Annotated in this window: 4 protein-coding genes and 1 pseudogene; all 5 read left to right on the forward strand. The window is 35.7% G+C overall.

What is annotated here, in order from left to right; translation table 11 throughout:
- Window positions 1-239 precede the first annotated feature (239 nt).
- Window positions 240-7,466: a PKD-like domain-containing protein gene (locus BLW23_RS17750; protein WP_176829872.1), complete on the forward strand. Its 7,227-nt coding sequence runs from the start codon at window positions 240-242 to the stop codon at window positions 7,464-7,466.
- 1,049 nt (window positions 7,467-8,515) lie between these two features.
- Entirely contained in the window at window positions 8,516-9,451 is a 936-nt protein-coding gene (locus tag BLW23_RS17755; protein WP_093672371.1) for a PorP/SprF family type IX secretion system membrane protein, read from the forward strand.
- Between the two features lie 12 nt (window positions 9,452-9,463).
- Window positions 9,464-11,422 (forward strand): OmpA family protein, encoded by a 1,959-nt coding sequence (locus BLW23_RS17760; protein WP_093672373.1) that lies wholly within the window; start codon window positions 9,464-9,466, stop codon window positions 11,420-11,422.
- Between the two features lie 200 nt (window positions 11,423-11,622).
- Complete coding sequence (locus BLW23_RS17765) at window positions 11,623-18,264, forward strand: PKD-like domain-containing protein (protein ID WP_176829873.1); 6,642 nt, start codon at window positions 11,623-11,625, stop codon at window positions 18,262-18,264.
- Between the two features lie 198 nt (window positions 18,265-18,462).
- Window positions 18,463-19,511, forward strand: a pseudogene (locus tag BLW23_RS17770) (lectin-like domain-containing protein); the annotation flags it as partial.
- Window positions 19,512-19,674: the final 163 nt, after the last annotated feature.

Consider the following 19,674-nt stretch of genomic DNA (forward strand, 5'->3'; position numbering starts at 1 on the left):
TTAAAATGTATGTGCCTTGGTAATATTTAATTATCAAGAATTAAATTGGATTAATGTTTTCCTCGTGGTAGGTCGGCTTTAATTTTTTTTACTTCGAATTTTGAAAACATACATCTTTTATCATAGTTTTTATAAAAGTCAAAACCAATTTTAACTGATTTCTAATAATGAAATTTTTTATTCACATGATTAATTGTGAGTTATTAGTGTGATTTAATTAAAAAAAAATGATGATAGGTATGTATAGAGGGATAAAGTGGGCTGAGGGAAAGTTATGGTACGTTTTTATAGGAGTTTTATTTAGTTATAATATGTATTCTCTTTCTGGAAAGGAAAATATTTATGAATTTTCTAATGAAATTTTTTACGTTGATACAGCACTGGAAGAGTCGCATCTACTGTTTAAAGAGATCAAGAGAAATTGTAGTAAAAAGAACGATAATGCCTGTTTATCAAAATCTAAGAGAGTACATGTTTTTAGTCATGCAAAACCAGGTATGCTCTTTTTAGAGGGAAGATGGATAGAAAAAGAAGAGATATCTGAATGGTTAGTGAAAAGTGGAGTGTTAGAATCTAATGTACGAGAGTTCGTTTTTTACGGATGTGAGTTTGCAAAAGGAAACAAAGGATTAGAGGTAATACAGTATTTAGAAGATGAATTTCAAATCGAAATTTTTGCATCTAAGGATATCACAGGAGGTTCTCACAATTGGATAATGGAGTATGGTCAAGGGCATGTGTTTTTTGAGTCTTCCGAGTATCCATATACTTTGCAGGGGTGTAAACAAACTGAAATTACCCCAGTCAGTGTTCAAAATATTCCTGGAGCTCCTTTTTTTATCGATTGTAATAATCAGGGAAATCTTAATCAATTAATAGACAATAACGAAGATACTTTTGGTAATGGATGTATTGATACCGATTGGAGAAACGACGACAACAATAAGGGCAATGGATTAAGATTTGATCTAGGTGAAGCTTATAGTGGGGTGTCCGATTTTTATTTGGTAAATGATGTGAATGTAACCGGAGGGCGAAATGATGGTATTAGAAATTTTGAAATAAAGTTATATGATCCAGCAGGAAACGTAATAGGAGTTGAAACTGGTTTTGAGGCTTCTTCTCAAGGAACCGCAAAAGAGGTATTCAAATTTTCAAAGAGTTATGAATGTGTTCTTTATTTTGATTTGGTCATAATCAATACATGGACAAGAAGACCATTGCAAATAAGAGAGGTCGCAATCGGAGGAGATCGAGTAGGAAAAGCTCCTAAAAAAACAATTTGTAGCAGAGGAGATTTAAATATTAATCTTCAAGATAATTTTGATGAAACAGGAATGTCGTTTCGATGGGTGGCAAGAGATCAACCTTTTGTAACAGGAGAAACATTAATCCTAACAAATTCTCCAATTATTGGAGATGAGCTCATAAATAGAAGTTCTGAGAAAAGAACCGTAATATATGATATTTCTCCTTTTTATTCGGATGGTTGTGAGGGAAATCCTCTTACTTACACAATTACGGTAAACCCAGAACCTGCTGGTCTCGAAACAAATAAAGCTATATGCGATGGTGATCGTTTATCGAAAGATTTAAATACGACTGTTGATTTAACGGGAGTTAGTTTTACTTGGCAGGCATCAGAAAATAGTAATGTTACAGGTGAAACTGTAATGACATCTACGAGTACTAATATCACAGATGTTTTAGTAAACACAACTGACATTGCTCAAGAGGTGGTGTATACAATTAGCCCTCGCAGTGCTTTAGGCTGTTTGGGTGAATCATATCGTTATGTAGTTACGGTAAATCCACAACCGGTAGGAACAGAAAGCACTGAAGTAATCTGTAGTGGTGATCGTTTATCCAAAGATTTATCAAGAGATGTTAATACATCAGGAGTTAGTTTTACTTGGGAGGCAACAGAAAATAGTAATGTAACAGGCGAAACCGTTAGTTCGACAAGTACTAATGAAATTACAGATACCTTAGTAAATACAAGCGGGGTAGTTCAAGAGGTAGTCTACACAATAATACCACGCATTGGTTCAGGATGTTTAGGTACTCCCTACCGCTATGTAGTTACAGTAAATCCAGAGCCAGTAGGAACAGAAACCACCGATGTTATCTGTAGTGGCGATCGTTTATCCAAAGATTTATTAAGAGATGTTTCTTTAACAGGAGTAAGTTTCACTTGGGAAGCAACAGAGAATAGTAATGTTACAGGTGAAACAGTTAGAGCAACAAGTACTAATGAAATTACCGATACACTGATAAATAAAAGTAGTACTGTTCAAGAGGTGGTGTATACGATTACCCCTCGCAGTGCTTTAGGTTGTTTGGGTGCCTCGTATCGTTATATCGTTACGGTAAATCCAGAGCCAGTAGGAACCGAAACCACTGAGGCCATTTGCAGCGGTGATCGTTTATCCAAAGATTTAACAACAACTATTGACTTGGCTGGAACAAGTTTTACTTGGCAAGCTATGGAAAATAGTGAAGTGATCGGTGAAACTATAATAGCAATGAGTACAGGAAACATCACGGATATTTTAAGTAACAAAAGTGGTGTTGTTCAAGAAGTGGTATACACTATAACACCTCGTAGTGCTTTAGGCTGTTTGGGTGAATCATATCGTTATGTAGTTATGGTAAATCCTGAACCTGTTGGAGTGGAAACCAGTGAGGTTATTTGTAGTGGTGATCGTTTATCCAAAGATTTAACAAGAGACGTTGATGTGTCAGGAGGTGATTTTACTTGGGAAGCTTCAGAAAATAGTAATGTCGAGGGAGAAACCGTTATTGCAACTGGTAGCAATGAAATTATGGATACTTTAATTAATAAAAGTGGTATTGTTCAAGAGGTGGTGTATACGATTACTATTCGCAGTGCTTCAGGCTGTTTAGGGGAATCGTATCGTTATGTAGTTACGGTAAATCCTGAGCCAGTTGGTGTAGAAACTACTGATGTTATTTGTAGTGGCGATCGTTTATCCAAAGATTTAACAAGAGATGTTGATCTAGCTGGAGTAAGCTTTACTTGGGAAGCAACAGAAAATAGTAACGTCACAGGAGCCACGGTTATTGCAGCAAGTACGAATGAAATTACCGATACACTCGTCAATAAAAGTGGTGTTGTTCAAGAGGTGGTGTATACGATTACTCCTCGTAGTGCTTTAGGTTGTTTAGGAGCATCGTATCGTTATATCGTTACGGTAAACCCTGAGCCTGTTGGAGTAGAAACTACTGAGGCTATCTGTAGTGGTGATCGTTTATTCAAAGATTTAACATCAACTATTGACTTGGCTGGAACAAGTTTTACTTGGGAAGCTTTAGAAAATAGTGATGTCATCGGTGAAACTGTAGTAGCGATGAGTGCAGGAAACATCACAGATACGTTAATTAATAAAAGTGGCGTTGTTCAAGAAGTCATATATACGATTACTCCTCGCAGTGCTCTAGGATGTTTAGGGGAATCGTACCGTTATGTAGTTACAGTAAATCCAGAGCCTGTAGGAATAGAAACCACAGATGTTATTTGTAGTGGTGAACGTTTATCCAAAGATTTAACAAGAGACGTTGATGTGTCAGGAGTTGATTTTACTTGGGAATCTTCAGAAAATAATAACGTCGAAGGAGAAACCGTTATTGCAACTGGTAGTAATGAAATTACGGATACTTTAATCAATAAAAGTGGTGCTGTTCAAGAGGTGGTGTATACGATCACTGCTCGCAGTGCTTCAGGTTGTTTAGGAGAATCGTATCGTTATGTAGTTACGGTAAATCCTGAACCAGTTGGAGTAGAAACTACTGATGTTGTTTGTAGTGGCGATCGTGTATCCAAAGATTTAACAAGAGATATTGATCTAACTGGAGTAAGCTTTACTTGGGAAGCAGCAGAAAATAGTAACGTTACAGGAACCACGGTTATTGCAACAAGTACGAATGAAATTACGGATACACTCGTCAATAAAAGTGGTGTTGTTCAAGAGGTCGTGTATACGATTACCCCTCGTAGTGCTTTAGGATGTTTAGGAGCATCGTATCGTTATATAGTTACGGTAAATCCTGAACCAGTTGGAGTAGAAACTACTGATGTTATTTGTAGTGGCGATCGTTTATCCAAAGATTTAACAACAACTGTTGATATATCAGGTACAACGTTTACTTGGCAGGCAATAGAAAATTTGAATGTGGTAGGAGAAACGATTACGGCAACAAGTACGAGTGAAATTACAGATACTTTAATTAATAAAAGTAGTATTGTTCAAGAGGTGGTGTATACGATTACCCCTCGCAGTGCTCTAGGCTGTTTGGGAGCATCGTATCGTTATGTAGTTACAGTAAATCCAGAGCCAGTAGGAATAGAAACCACAGATGTTATTTGTAGTGGCGATCGTTTATCCAAAGATTTAACGAGAGACGTTGATGTGTCAGGAGGTAGTTTTACTTGGCAGGCAATAGAAAATACAAATGTGATAGGAGAAACGACAACGACAATGAGTACCACAATTATTGCAGATACTTTGGTAAATACTAGTGGAGTCGTTCAAGAAGTGGTGTATACAATTACTCCTCGCAGTACTTTAGGCTGTTTGGGAGCATCGTATCGCTATGTAGTTACGGTAAATCCCGAACCTGTTGGAGTAGAAACCACGGATGTTATCTGTAGCGGCGATCGTTTATCGAAAGATTTAAGCGCAACAGTTGATTTATCAGGGGGTAGTTTTACTTGGGAAGCAGCGGAAAATAGTAACGTAACCGGAGCGATGATTATTGCAACAAGTACAAGTGAAATTACCGATACACTCGTCAATAAAAGTAGTACTGTACAAGAGGTAGTGTACACGATTACTCCTCGTAGTGCTTTAGGTTGTTTGGGAGTATCGTATCGTTATGTAATTACGGTAAATCCCGAGCCTGTTGGAGTAGAAACCACCGATATTATCTGTAGTGGCGATCGTTTATCAAAGGATTTAACAACAGCTGTTGATTTATCAGGAACAAGTTTTACTTGGCAGGCAATAGAAAATACAAATGTGACAGGAGAAACGACAACGACAATGAGTACCACAATTATTGCAGATACTTTGGTAAATACTAGTGGAGTCGTTCAAGAAGTGGTGTATACAATTACTCCTCGCAGTACTTTAGGTTGTTTGGGAGCATCGTATCGCTATGTGGTTACGGTAAACCCAGAGCCAGTAGGAGTAGAAACCACGGATGTTATTTGTAGTGGCGATCGTTTATCGAAAGATCTAACAAGAGATATTGATGTGTCAGGTGGAGATTTTACTTGGAAAGCACTAGAAAATAGTAACGTAACCGGAGCGACGATTATTGCAACAAGTACAAGTGAAATTACGGATACACTCGTCAATAAAAGTGGTACTGTTCAAGAGGTGGTGTATACGATCACTCCTCGCAGTGCTTTGGGATGTTTAGGCGCCTCGTATCGCTATGTGGTTACGGTAAATCCTGAACCGGTTGGAGTAGAAACCACGGATGTTATTTGTAGTGGCGATCGTTTATCCAAAGATTTAACAACAACTGTTGATATATCAGGCACAACGTTTACTTGGCAGGCGATAGAAAATTCGAATGTGGCAGGAGAAACGATAACGGCAACAAGTACGAGTGAAATTACGGATGCTTTAATTAATAAAAGTAGTATTGTTCAAGAGGTGGTGTATACGATTACCCCTCGCAGTGCTCTAGGCTGTTTGGGAGCATCGTATCGTTATGTAGTTACAGTAAATCCAGAGCCAGTAGGAAGAGAAACCACCGATGTTATTTGTAGTGGTGATCGTTTATCGAAAGATTTAACGAGAGACATTGATGTGTCAGGAGGTAGTTTTATTTGGGAAGCTTCAGAAAATAGTAACGTCGAGGGAGAAACCGTTATTGCAACTGGTAGCAATGAAATTACGGATACTTTAATTAATAAAAGTGGTGTTGTTCAAGAGGTGGTGTATACGATTACTCCTCGCAGTGCTTTAGGATGTTTAGGGGAATCGTATCGTTATGTTGTTGCGGTAAATCCTGAACCCGTTGGAGTAGAAACGACAGATATTATATGTAGCGGAGACCGTTTATCAAAAGATTTGTCACAAACAGTTGATTTGACGGGAGTAAGTTTTATCTGGCAAGCAGCTGAAAATAATAACGTAGAAGGTGAGAGTATAACAATAAATAATACGAATGAAATAAAGGATGCTTTAGTCAATAGAAGTGGTGTTATTCAACATGTTGTTTACACAGTTACCCCCAGAAGTAGCTCAGGGTGTGTAGGAGCACCCTACAGCTACACTGTAACCGTTAAAGCTGAACCCGTTGGAGTAGAAACGACAGATATTATATGTAGCGGAGACCGTTTGTCAAAAGATTTGTCACAAACAGTTGATTTGTCGGGAGTAAGTTTTATCTGGCAAGCAACTGAAAATAATAATTTAGAAGGTGAGAGTTTAACAACAAATAATTCCAATGAAATAAAGGATACTTTAGTCAATAGAAGTGGTGTTATTCAACATGTTGTTTACACAGTTACCCCCAGCGGTAGCTTAGGGTGTGTAGGAGCACCCTACAGCTACACTGTAACTGTGAAACCCGAACCTGTAGGAGTTGATACGAGTGAGGCAATATGTAGTGGCGATTCTTTATCAAAGGATTTAGCAAATGATATTGATTTATCAGGAGCAAGCTTTACTTGGGAGGCAGAAGATAATAGTAATATTGAAGGTATAACTCTAGGACAAACAACAACAGCTACCATCACAGATACTTTAATTAACAGTAGTGCGAGTATCCAGGAAGTTGTTTATCGTATTACGCCACAAAGTTCAGAAGGATGTATAGGAGCATCTTTTACCTATACGGTACAAGTTTCACCAGAGAATTATGTGACGGAAGTTTTGAATACAACGATATCCAATGGAGAGAATGTAAATTATGATTTGCTCTCAGATGTATTACCTGAAAATACTGAGTTTAGCTGGATTGCCGATAGTAACGATTTCGTTGAGGGTGAGAGCACTGAACTTATCGAAGGTAATATTATAACAGATATACTCACAAATACAACTACTAACAATCAGACTATTCGATATGTTATATATCCAAAAAGTAATTCGAACTGCCAAGGTACATCATATGTTTTGTTAGTAACTATTGAAACAGAATGTTTTACAATATATAATGAATTTAGCCCAGATCAGGATGGTCAGAACGATACATTTATTATTACTTGTATTGAGGATTATCCTAACAATACGCTTGAGGTTTTTAATCGTTGGGGAAATACAGTATATAAAAAACAAGGATATATGAATGAGTGGGATGGAAGTTCGGAAGGAAGGTCAACGATAGCGGCTGAATCAGGGTTGCCTTCGGGAACCTATTATTATATAATAGATTTAGGTAACGGTGATGATGCAAAAGTAGGATGGCTATACATAAATAGGAGATGATTTAAAGTGTAAGAGATAAAAAACTTAAAAGTCAGGAAAGGACTTAATTTTAGTAGAGAAGGGTTTGGCACATGCATAAAGCTAAATTAGGTCTAAAATTCCTGATGAATAAAAAAGAGTTTTGTTTAATTATTTAAAGATGAATAAATGATTTAGTATTAAGGTTTAGAAGAAAAAAAAATAAAAGTCAGGAAAGGATTTAATTATAGTAGAGAAGGTTTTGGCACATACATAATACTATATTAAGTCCTATGCTCCTGATTAATATTAGGTTGTTTGAGTTAGTTGTTATACGTATGGCATAGAATATAGGTTTAATTTTAATAAATAAAAGAATAATAAAATAAGGGAATAAGAGTGGCTAAAACTTAGTTTCTTAATTCGGTATTATAGTTTGAAATAAGGGAAGTAGTGGATTTATTATAAGATAAATGGTTTACTTAATAATAATGGAGATTGATATAAATAGTTTTAAATACGGAAATAAAGGGGTAAATATAGAAGAGGTAATAATGGGGGTATAAAATTTAAAGATTATAAGTAAGATACTATTATTTAAAAATAATAATATTAAGAGCCTCAAGTAGTGAGGGTTTAACCTATTTTATTTTTTGAAACAGGAGGGGCTTAAAAGTAGCAAAGGAAGATTTGGCACATACACAAAGCTATATTAAGTCTTACCCTCCTGTTAAAAAAAATAATAAAGTAAAGTTAAAACAAAATAACCAATGAAAATATTATGTTTTTTTGGTTTTTTGCAAAATATATTCTGTTTTCATGGATATATTGTGACCTTATTTGAGTTTTAGTGTCTTATAAATAAAACTTACTGGATCAATAATTTTGGTTTTTAGAGAATAAGCTCTGTCCTTCAAAAGAGTTAATAAAATACCAAATGATTCTATTCTTGATTTATCCAAAAACTATTAAATAGAACCTCCTAACGCTTGATGTTCTTGCAATTAATTTAAAAATCATTTTTAAAAGAAAAAAGGATTCATTTTTTATGTAAAAATGAAGTGATAAATGTTAAAATAAATATTTGAGTAATGGGTAAAAAAGTAAGGTTGAAGTTAATATTTAGTATTATTTATTGTGGGATTTTTTGTTTATCAAAGGTAGTAGGACAACAAGATCCTCAATATACTCAATACATGTTTAATACAATGAGTGTAAACCCTGCGTATACAGGGTCAAAAGGACATAAAGTTTTGAATTTTTTAATGAGAAGCCAATGGGTTGGTGTTGAGGGGGCTCCTTCGACTCAAACTTTTTCGTATGATTCTCCAATAGGTTATTCAGGTTTAGGGTTAGGAGTTAACTTAGTTAATGATGTCATAGGACCTGCACGTGAGGTATATTTTGATGTTAATAGTTCTTATAAGGTAAGAATGAGCGAAGAAGCAAATTTAGCATTCGGATTAAGGCTCGGAGGAAGGTTTTTTAGCGTTGATTGGAGTAAAGGTATATACAGAGACCAGGCTGATAATCAATTTTCGGAGAATATTAGTAAGATGTTACCAACAATTGGTTTAGGGATGTATTATTATACTGATAAATATTACTTTGGTTTGTCAGTACCTAACATATTAAGAACCGAGCATTATGACGATGTGTCAAATGGAGGAGAAGTGTCTGAAGAACGTTTACATTTCTTCTTGATAGCAGGGTATGTTTTCGACTTAAATCAAAATATAAAATTTAAACCAGCTTTTTTAACAAAAGTTGTTGCTGGTGCTCCTCTTTCAATTGATTTATCTGCAAATTTCTTGTTTAACGAGAAATTCAGGGCTGGTGTTTCATGGCGATGGGATGACTCTATAAGCGCCTTATTAGGGTTTCAAGTCAGTGAAACTTTCCAGATTGGCTACGCGTATGATTTAACTACGTCAAATTATAGTAATTATAATTCAGGATCACATGAATTAATGTTGAGGTATGAGTTGTTTAAAAAAGGAGTTATTACATCTCCAAGATTCTTTTAAAATTATTTTATTATGATAAAAAAAATACTATTTTTAATTTTAGTTTTATCCGTTTTTTGTTCGACCGTGGGTCAAAGGAAGTTTGCTGCGGATAAGTATTACGAAGAATATGCATTTTCTAAAAGTGCTAAATTATATCAGAAGTTAAGAGATAACGATGATACCTCCTATAAAGTCCTTCAAAGGTTAGCTGATTCATATTATTATAATTCAAACTTTGAAAAGGCTGAATCGGCATATAAAGATTTTTATAAGTATCACAAAGACTTTTTTACACCCGAACATATCTACAGGTACTCACAAGTACTTAAGAGTAATGGTAAAGTTAAGCAGTCTGATAAATGGTTGCTTAAGTTAAAAAATAAAGAAGTATATCAAAAATTAGTACATTCTTTAGAATTAAATAGAGGGTATTTTACTGATTATACGAATAGGGAAAAATCCTATATTAATGTCAATAGTTTTTCTATAAATAGCCCTAATTCCGATTTCGGAGGTTATATATTAAATGATACACTTTATTTCGCTTCATCTAGAGATTTTAAAAAGAATAAAGGGGTTTATAAAAGAACAAATCAACCATTTTTAAATGTATACAAAACTCCGATAATAGCAACAGATACTGCCTATATTACTAATGAAAATCCACAGATTGTAAAAGGAATGTTTTCAAGATATCATGAGTCTAATCCTATAATTACAAAAGATGGAAGCACGATGTACTTTACACGTGATAATGTCGATGGTAAAAAGTTAAAAAGTGATAAAAAGAAAACTACTCATTTGAAAATATACAGAGCAACAAAACTTGAAGATAATACATGGGGAAATATTGAAGACTTAAGTTTTAATAGTGAAGATTTTTCAAACGGTCATCCGGCATTGAGTACCGACGAGAAAACACTGTATTTTGTATCTAATAGAAAAGGAGGATATGGAAAAACTGATATTTACAGCATTAGTATAAATAATGATGGAACCTTTGGAGAGGTTCTAAATGCAGGTGAGAAAATAAACACTGAAGGAAGAGAAATGTTTCCATTTATATCAAAAAAAAGGAAAATGTTCTTTTCAAGTGACGGTCATCTTGGTTTAGGAGGATTAGATGTTTTTGAAGTTAATATACAAGAAGATGATTTTATAGAGCCAACGAATATCGGAACTCCGGTAAATAGTAGTGTAGATGATTTTGGTTTTTACGTAGATGAAGAAAAAAGATTAGGGCTAGTTTCATCAAATAGAGTAGGAGGTAAAGGTGATGACGATATTTATGCATTTAAATTATATACTTGTAAAACTCGCATACTGGGAAAAGTAACGGATGCCGTAACCAAAAAGGAAATAGTGAAGGCTACAGTCCATTTGATTAACGAAAGAGGAGATCGTGTTGCTGTTACAAAAACAAACAATCAAGGTGATTATTTATTTGATGATGTTTTATGTAATAAACAATATACACTGGCTGTGTTTAAAGACGATTATAGAGATAAAAATCAAAAACTAACAACAACTAATATAGATAATGTTGACAATCGTCAAGATTTTGAATTGGATCCTTTAATTCAGGAGAATCAGATTGTTATCAAACCTATTTATTTTGATTTTGACAAATCAAATATTAGAGAAGATGCTGAATATGAACTTGAGAATATAATTACGGTTTTAGAAGATTACCCTGATATGGTAATTAAAATAGAGTCTCATACCGATAGCAGAGGAAGTGCCCAGTATAATAGAAAACTTTCTGATCGACGTGCAAAATCAACAAGAGATTATTTGATTACGAGAGGGATAAATTCTAATAGAATTGAAAGTGCCATTGGTTATGGTGAGTCACAACTACTAAATCACTGTAAAAATGGGAATAAAAGTAATTGTTCCGAAGAAGAACATCAGTTAAATAGAAGATCATATTTCTATATTGTCAAAGGAGGGGGGGAAAATATAAAGGTTAATCAAGTTGAAAAATAGATAGGTAGTAGGTTAAATATATCTAAAATAGAGACAGTTCATTGCATAAGTAGAAATTTAGCTAGTTATTTCAATGAAGAAACAATCATAGACTTTTATTGAGACTAATAGAGAGACCCATGGATATGAGTTTCTGTAAAATTAAACACATAAAATTTAACGTAAAGACTTAACATCAGATGGCTTTATCTAACTTAAATATGGAGAAAAAAATACTAAGGAACGTTTTATTAATATTTCTATTCTTAACCGCAAGTAAGGCTTTTTCAAAAGTAGAAAGTGAATATAATTATTTGAGTTTTTTCAAGTCAGGAACGGACTTAATCATAGTAGACAAACAACTAACGGATGTTATAAATTATGTTAAGTCCGCTTTTCCTGTTCAAAATGAAATGCTCTTTCAACAATTACTTAAAGAAGTTGAATCTGTAGAAAATATCCAGGTATTTACACATGGTAGATCAGGAGAGCTATATATCAATAAGCACTGGGAAACTTCAGACTTTATCCTAAAGCTGATAAAAAAAATGAACTTTAAATCGTTAGAAAGTTTAAAGCTTTATGGCTGTAATTTTGGCAAAGGTATAAAAGGTAAAAATGCGGTAAGCACTTTAAGAAATGAATTAAATATTTCTGTCTCGGCTTCTAATAATATAACAGGCAATTTAGGTGATTGGGTTTTAGAAATAGGAGATTATTATGAATTAAAAAATTATCCGACAAATAATAATATTAATCTGCAAGTTTTTGAAGAAAGAACATTGATTGATATTTCTTCCATACCTATTAATACTTACTTAAGTAATCAGCTTGACAATACTTATGGCATTATGTTTTACTCGCTAAGTGGTTATTCTGGTGTTTTTAGATCGACTCATCAAGGGTTTTTAAATAATATAGCTTTAGGTGGAGTTAATTTTATTGGAGGTTTAAATTGGTCAGGAATAGGAATGTCTTTTAGCGAAAATATTAATTATGTCGAAATACATGGAGATCCTTCCGGAAATGGAGGGATTATATATTTTAATGTATATGATTCAGAAGGTAATCTGCTGCATTCTGATTTAGCTCCAGATGGAGGAACAGTTTTTAACTATGAACGGCCAAGTAACGAAATAGCTAAGGTTGAGATATATAAGAATAATAAGGATACACGACAAGATGCAGCGTTTGGAGATATTTATATAAAGAGGACTGCTCAAGACTCAGACAATGACGGTGTTTCGGATGCTGAGGATTTAGATGATGATAATGATGGAATATTTGATACTGTTGAATGTGAAAATGCTGTTACCAATTCGAATTTTGAAAATGGTTTTGGTGGTTGGACTCAAAGTGGTGCTAATGGGTGGAGAGTGGTTAATGGTCAGGCAAGAAATGAACAAGACAACGGAATACATAATTTAAATCAAGTGATTAATGTAGTTCCCAACGAACCCAATATTTTGGCTTTTGATGTAGGTGGATTAAATACGAATCCAAGAAACGCAACCCTGAATGTATTTGCGGAAGGTGTTATGTTATATTCTCAAGTTGTCGAAAATATAGTCAATGAGGCTGGCGGAAGATATACGATGATAAGTAAAGAACTGCAATTTACACCAACTTCTGATACAATTACAATAACATTTAGTTTTAATCCAACGGGTGGGGTATGTGATGATGTTGCTGTTGATAACATATTCGTTTACGGTTTGGGTAATGATACTGATGGTGATGGGATTTTAAATTGTTTTGATACAGATAGCGATAATGATGGCTGTTTTGATGCCATTGAAGGTGCTGGAAATGTTGACGAATCAAATTTATTGGGAAATGGAAGTATTAAATTTTCGAATACAGGTGATGTGGATGCAGATGGTGTTCCTAATCTTGTTAATGCAGATGGGGGAGCAGATATTGATGGAGCACAAGCACAGGACTCAAGTAATGAAATAGTACCTACAAAAGTTGAAGTAGTAGAGGATCCTACAAATCAAATAATTTGTGAAAAATCGGATGCTGTTTTTAAAGGAAGAGCATTGTCATATACAACCAATGAATATAAAGGAACAGCACCTGATACAGAGCCTGATTATAGTAATTCAACACCTAATACAAATGGATTATTATATCAATGGCAGGAGAAAATATCAGGAGCTAATACATGGAATAATTTATCGGATAATGCCGTATATAAGAATACAGGTACAAACCAACTAACGGTAAAACAACCTAATATTGCATTGTCGGGTAATAGGTATCGATTAGTCGTTACGAGTACGCAAAATGAGTGTGTTGAAATTTTTAGTGCAGCAGCACTATTAACAATAAATCCAGGTCCTGTAGGTATTGATATAAATGAAACGATTTGTAGTGGAGATCGTTTATCAATGAATTTGAATACGACTGTAAATGTTACTGGAGGAAGTTTTACGTGGAGTGCTAATGATAATCCAAACATATCAGGAGAAACAACATCGTTAACGAGTACGAATAGAATTAATGATGTATTAGTTAATAAAAGTGGAGCTCCTCGAAATGTTACCTATATCATAACTCCTCGCAGTTCTTCAGGGTGTATAGGAGAATCTTACCGATATGTTGTTCGGGTAAATCCAGAACCAGTGGGGGTTGAAGCTAATGAAACAATATGTAGCGGAGAGCGTTTATCAAAAGATTTAAGTGATGATATAGATTTAGGAGGTGTAAACTTTACTTGGCAAGGAACTACAAATGATCGTGTTTTAGGAATCACAAATACAGTTTCAAGTACGAGTGAAATTACCGATACACTAGTAAATAAAAGTGGCGTTGCTCAAGAGGTAGTGTATACGATTACCCCTCGCAGTTCTTTGGGCTGTTTGGGCGAATCATATCGTTATGCAGTTACAGTGAATCCAGAACCTGTAGGAGTCGATACGAGTGAAACCATTTGTAGTGGCGATCGTTTATCAAAAGATTTAGCAAGGGATGTTGATGTCTCAGGAGGTAGTTTTACCTGGCGGGCATTGGAAAATCAAAATGTTACTGGGGAGACAGTTACGTCAACAAGTACCAGTGAAATTACCGATGTTTTGGTAAATACAAGTGGGGGTGTTCAAGAGGTGGTGTATACGATTACTCCTCTCAGTGTTTTGGGGTGTTTAGGGGAATCATTTCGCTATGTGGTTATGGTGAACCCAGAACCAGTTGGAGTTGAAACTACCGATGTTATTTGTAGTGGCGACCGTTTATTCAAAGATTTAAGTACAACTGTTGATTTAACGGGAATAAGTTTTACCTGGGAGGCATCTGAAAATAGTAATGTTGAGGGAGAAACCATTATTGGAACAAGTACGAGTGAAATTACCGATACACTCGTCAATAAAAGTAGTACCGTTCAAGAGGTGGTGTATACCATTACCCCGCGCAGTGCTTTAGGCTGTCTTGGAGCATCGTATCGCTATGTAGTTAGAGTGAATCCAGAACCTGTAGGGGTCGATACGAATGAAACCATTTGTAGTGGTGATCGCTTATCAAAAGATTTAAGTACAACCGTTGATGTAGTAGGAACAAATTTTACCTGGCAGGCGGCAGAAAATACGAACGTAACAGGGGAAACGATAACGGCAATGAGTACAGCAAACATTGCTGATACTTTAGTAAATACAAGTGGCGTTGCTCAAGAGATAGTGTATACGATTACTCCTCGCAGTGCTTTAGGTTGTTTGGGAGCATCGTATCGTTATGTAGTTACAGTAAATCCTGAACCTGTTGGAGTAGAAACTACTGAAGTTATTTGTAGCGGGGATTCTTTATCGAAAGATTTAAGTGGTACCGTTGATTTAGCAGGAGCTAGTTTTACTTGGGAAGCGGCAGAAAATAGAAATGTAACAGGAGAAACGATAACGACAAAGAGTACGAATGAAATTACGGATACGCTCGTCAATAAAAGTAGTACTGTTCAAGAGGTGGTGTATACGATTACTCCTCGCAGTGCTTTGGGTTGTTTGGGCGCCTCGTATCGCTATGTGGTTACGGTAAATCCTGAACCTGTAGGAGCAGAAACCACGGATGTTATCTGTAGCGGTGACCGTTTATCTAAAGATTTAAATGCAACTATTGATTTACTAGGAGCAAGTTTTACTTGGCAGGCAGCAGAAAATAATGATGTGATAGGAGTTACAGTTGAAACAACAACCAGTAGTGAAATTAGCGATACGTTAGTAAACACAAGTGGTATTGTTCAAGAGGTGGTGTATACGATTACTCCTCGTAGTGCTTTAGGGTGTTTAGGCGCCTCGTATCGTTATGTGGTTACCGTAAATCCTGAGCCTGTAGGAATAGAAACTACGGATGTTACCTGTAGCGGCGATCGTTTATCGAAAGATTTAAGTATAACTGTTGATCTGGCAGGAGCGAGTTTTACATGGGAAGCAGCAGAAAATAGTAACGTCTTAGGTGCGACGGTTATTGCTACAAGTAGTAATGAAATTACGGATGCTTTGATAAATAGAAGTGGAGTTGTTCAAGAGGTAGTATATACGATTACTCCTCGCAGTGCTTTGGGTTGTTTGGGTGCCTCGTATCGTTATGTGGTTGCGGTAAACCCCGAACCCGTAGGAGTGGAAACTACGGATGTTATCTGTAGTGGCGATCGTTTATCGAAAGATTTAAATGCAACGATTGATTTAACAGGAGTAAGTTTTACATGGGAAGCAGCAGAAAATACGAATGTCACAGGAGAAACGATTACTGCAACAAGTACGAGTGAAATTACGGATACGCTCGTCAACAAAAGTAGTACTGTTCAAGAGGTGGTGTATACGATTACTCCTCGGAGTGCTTTGGGTTGTTTGGGTGACTCGTATCGCTATGTGGTTACGGTAAATCCTGAACCTGTAGGAGTAGAAACCACGGATGTTATCTGTAGCGGAGATCGTTTATCGAAAGATTTAAGTGGTACCGTTGATTTAGCAGGAGCAAGTTTTACTTGGAAAGCAGCAGAAAATAGCAATGTTACAGGAGAAACGCTTACAGCAATAAGTGCTACTGAAATTACGGATACATTAGTCAATAAAAGTGGTACTGTTCAAGAGGTGGTATATACCATTACCCCTCGCAGTGCTTTAGGTTGTTTGGGTGCCTCGTATCGTTATGTGGTTATGGTAAACCCTGAACCTGTAGGAGAGGAAACCACGGATGTTATCTGTAGTGGCGACCGTTTATCGAAAGGTTTAACAAGAGATGTCGATCTAACAGGAGTAAGTTTTACTTGGCAGGCAGCAGAAAATAGTAACGTTACAGGAGCAACGATTATTACAACAAGTACTAACGAAATTACGGATACGCTTGTCAATAAAAGTGGAGTCGTTCAAGAGGTGGTATATACGATTACTCCTCGCAGTGCTTTGGGGTGTTTGGGTGCCTCGTATCGCTATGTGATTACGGTAAACCCCGAACCCGTAGGAGAGGAAACCGCGGATGTTATCTGTAGTGGCGATCGCTTATCTAACGATTTAGATACAGCTATTGATTTAACGGGAGTAAGTTTTATTTGGGAAGCAGCAGAAAATAGTAATGTTGAGGGAGAAACCGTTATTGGAACAAGTACGAGTGAAATTACGGATACGCTCGTCAACAAAAGTAGTACTGTTCAAGAGGTGGTATATACCATTACTCCTCGCAGTGCTTTGGGTTGTTTGGGTGTCTCGTATCGTTATGTGGTTACGGTAAACCCCGAACCTGTAGGATTGGAAACCACGGATGTTATCTGTAGTGGAGATTCTTTATCGAAAGATTTAAGCGCAACGGTTGATTTGGCAGGAGCAAGTTTTACTTGGGAAGCAGCAGAGAATAGTAATGTCACAGGAGAAACGCTTACAGCAACAAGTACGATTGAAATTACGGACACGCTCGTCAATAAAAGTGGTACTGTTCAAGAGGTGGTGTATACCATTACCCCTCGCAGTGCTTTGGGCTGCTTGGGTGCTTCGTATCGTTATGTGGTTACAGTAAACCCGGAACCTGTAGGAGTTGACACGACTCAAGCAATATGTAGTGGCGATTCTTTATTAAAGGATTTAGCAAATGATATTGATTTATCAGGAGCAAGCCTTACCTGGGAGGCAGAAGATAATAGTAATATTGAAGGTATAACTCTAGGACAAACAACAACAGCTACCATCACAGATACTTTAATTAACAGCAGTGCGAGTATCCAGGAAGTTATTTATCGTATTACGCCACAAAATTCAGAAGGATGTATAGGAGTATCTTTTACCTATACGGTACAAGTTTCACCAGAGAATTATGTGACGGAAGTTTTGAATACAACGATATCCAATGGAGAGGATGTAAATTACGATTTATTGTCAGACGTATTGCCAGAAGATACGGAGTTCAGTTGGGTTGCGGATAGTAATGATTTTATAGAAGGTGAAAGTACTGATCTAATGGAGGGGAATATGATTACAGATACACTGACTAACACATCCACTAACGATCAGGTTGTACGCTATGTAATTCATCCAAAAAGTAGCATTGGTTGCGAGGGAGTATCTTATGTTTTATTAGTAACGATAAAGACAAAATGTTTTACGATATACAATGAGTTTAGTCCAGATCAAGATGGTCAAAACGATACATTTACCATTACCTGTATTGAAGAATATCCAAACAATACTTTGGAAGTATTCAATCGTTGGGGAAATACCGTTTACAAAAAACAAGGCTATAAGAATGAGTGGAATGGAAGCTCAGAGGGAAGGTCAACAATAGCTGCTGAATCAGGATTACCCGCAGGAACGTATTACTATGTAATAGATTTAGGGAATGGAGAGGATGCAAAAGTAGGTTGGCTTTATATAAATAGAAAATAAGTTTCTTTAATACACATACACTAAATGCTTCATATGTTAATTACACAAAGAAATATAGTATGTAAAATACTAACAAAAGTTTTATTCTTGTTGTTACTTTTTAATATTGATAACGTTTATTCAAAGGTCGAACAAGAAGATAGTTACTTGAGTTTTTTTAAGTCAGGGACCGATTTAATTATCGTGGATAAAGAGTTAATGCATATTAAAAACTATGTAAAGTCTGCTTTTCCTGATGAAGAAGAAATATCATTAGAACAATTGTTTAAACAAGATTTAGATATTAAAAATATCCAACTGTTTTCGCATGGTAAGTCAGGTGAACTTTATCTAAATAGAGAATGGAAGAGTTCGGGTTATATAGCGAAACTCATAAAAAAAATGAACTTAGAGTCGTTACAAGGGGTTCGAATTTATGGCTGTAATTTTGGTGAAAATTTAAAAGGAAATTCAGCTGTTAACTTCTTAAGTAATGAATTAAATGTTTTAGTTTCGGCTTCAAGCAATATAACAGGGGCATTAGGAGATTGGGTTTTAGAAGTAGGAGATTATTACGAGTTAAAAAATTATCCGAAAAATACAGCGATAAATTTGCAGTTGCAATTACAAGATAGTGATAATGATGGTGTAGCAGATGTTTTTGATGATGATGATGATAATGATGGTATTTATGATTGTGTAGAACGACAAATTAGTAACAGTAATCTTGAAAGTCTATTTAAGTTTAATGGAAGCGCTGTAAGAAATTCTGATACCGAATTTATTTTAACACCTGATGAATTCAATCAAGCAGGAAGTGCAATGTCTTTTGAAAAAATTGATTTCAGTAATGATTTCAATGTTCAGTTCAAAGCTTACATGGGAGACAAAGACGCTACAGGAGCAGATGGCGTCGCAATAATTTTTCATAATGACCCTAATGGTGTTGATGCCTTTGGTACTCGAGGGGAGGGATTGGCGCTGCAGGTATTGAGTTTGGAATAGTTTTGGAAATTGATACCTATCCTAATGGAGCTAGAGTGGGGGATATTGCCGATGATCATGCCAGTATTTGGCCTAGTAATGATCAAACAAGAATGTTGAGTGGAGCTTTTTCATTAGGGAATATTGAAGACGCTTTATATCATGATGTAAGTATTATTTGGTCATCACAAACCAATACAATTTTTTATGAAATTGATGGTGTGGAAGTTGGAAGATATCAAGGAGATTTGGTAAATGAAATTTTTGGAGGGCAAAATTTAGTGTTTTTTGGTTATACATCATCAACAGGAGGTAATACAAATCTACAAAAGGTGCTGTTTGAACAGCCTCTTTGTGATAATTTACCTTTTGTGGTAGATACTGATTCGGATGGTATTCCAGACCATCTTGATAGTGATTCTGATAATGATGGATGTCCTGATTCTA

The organism is Tenacibaculum sp. MAR_2009_124 (assembly GCF_900105455.1).
GTDB lineage: Bacteria > Bacteroidota > Bacteroidia > Flavobacteriales > Flavobacteriaceae > Polaribacter.

Bases quoted from the DNA above. Each gene is read 5' to 3' on its own strand.
- BLW23_RS17750 (WP_176829872.1), top strand. From the start codon at position 240: ATGTATAGAGGGATAAAGTGGGCTGAGGGAAAGTTATGGTACGTTTTT.
- BLW23_RS17755 (WP_093672371.1), top strand. From the start codon at position 8,516: ATGGGTAAAAAAGTAAGGTTGAAGTTAATATTTAGTATTATTTATTGT.
- BLW23_RS17760 (WP_093672373.1), top strand. From the start codon at position 9,464: ATGATAAAAAAAATACTATTTTTAATTTTAGTTTTATCCGTTTTTTGT.
- BLW23_RS17765 (WP_176829873.1), top strand. From the start codon at position 11,623: ATGGAGAAAAAAATACTAAGGAACGTTTTATTAATATTTCTATTCTTA.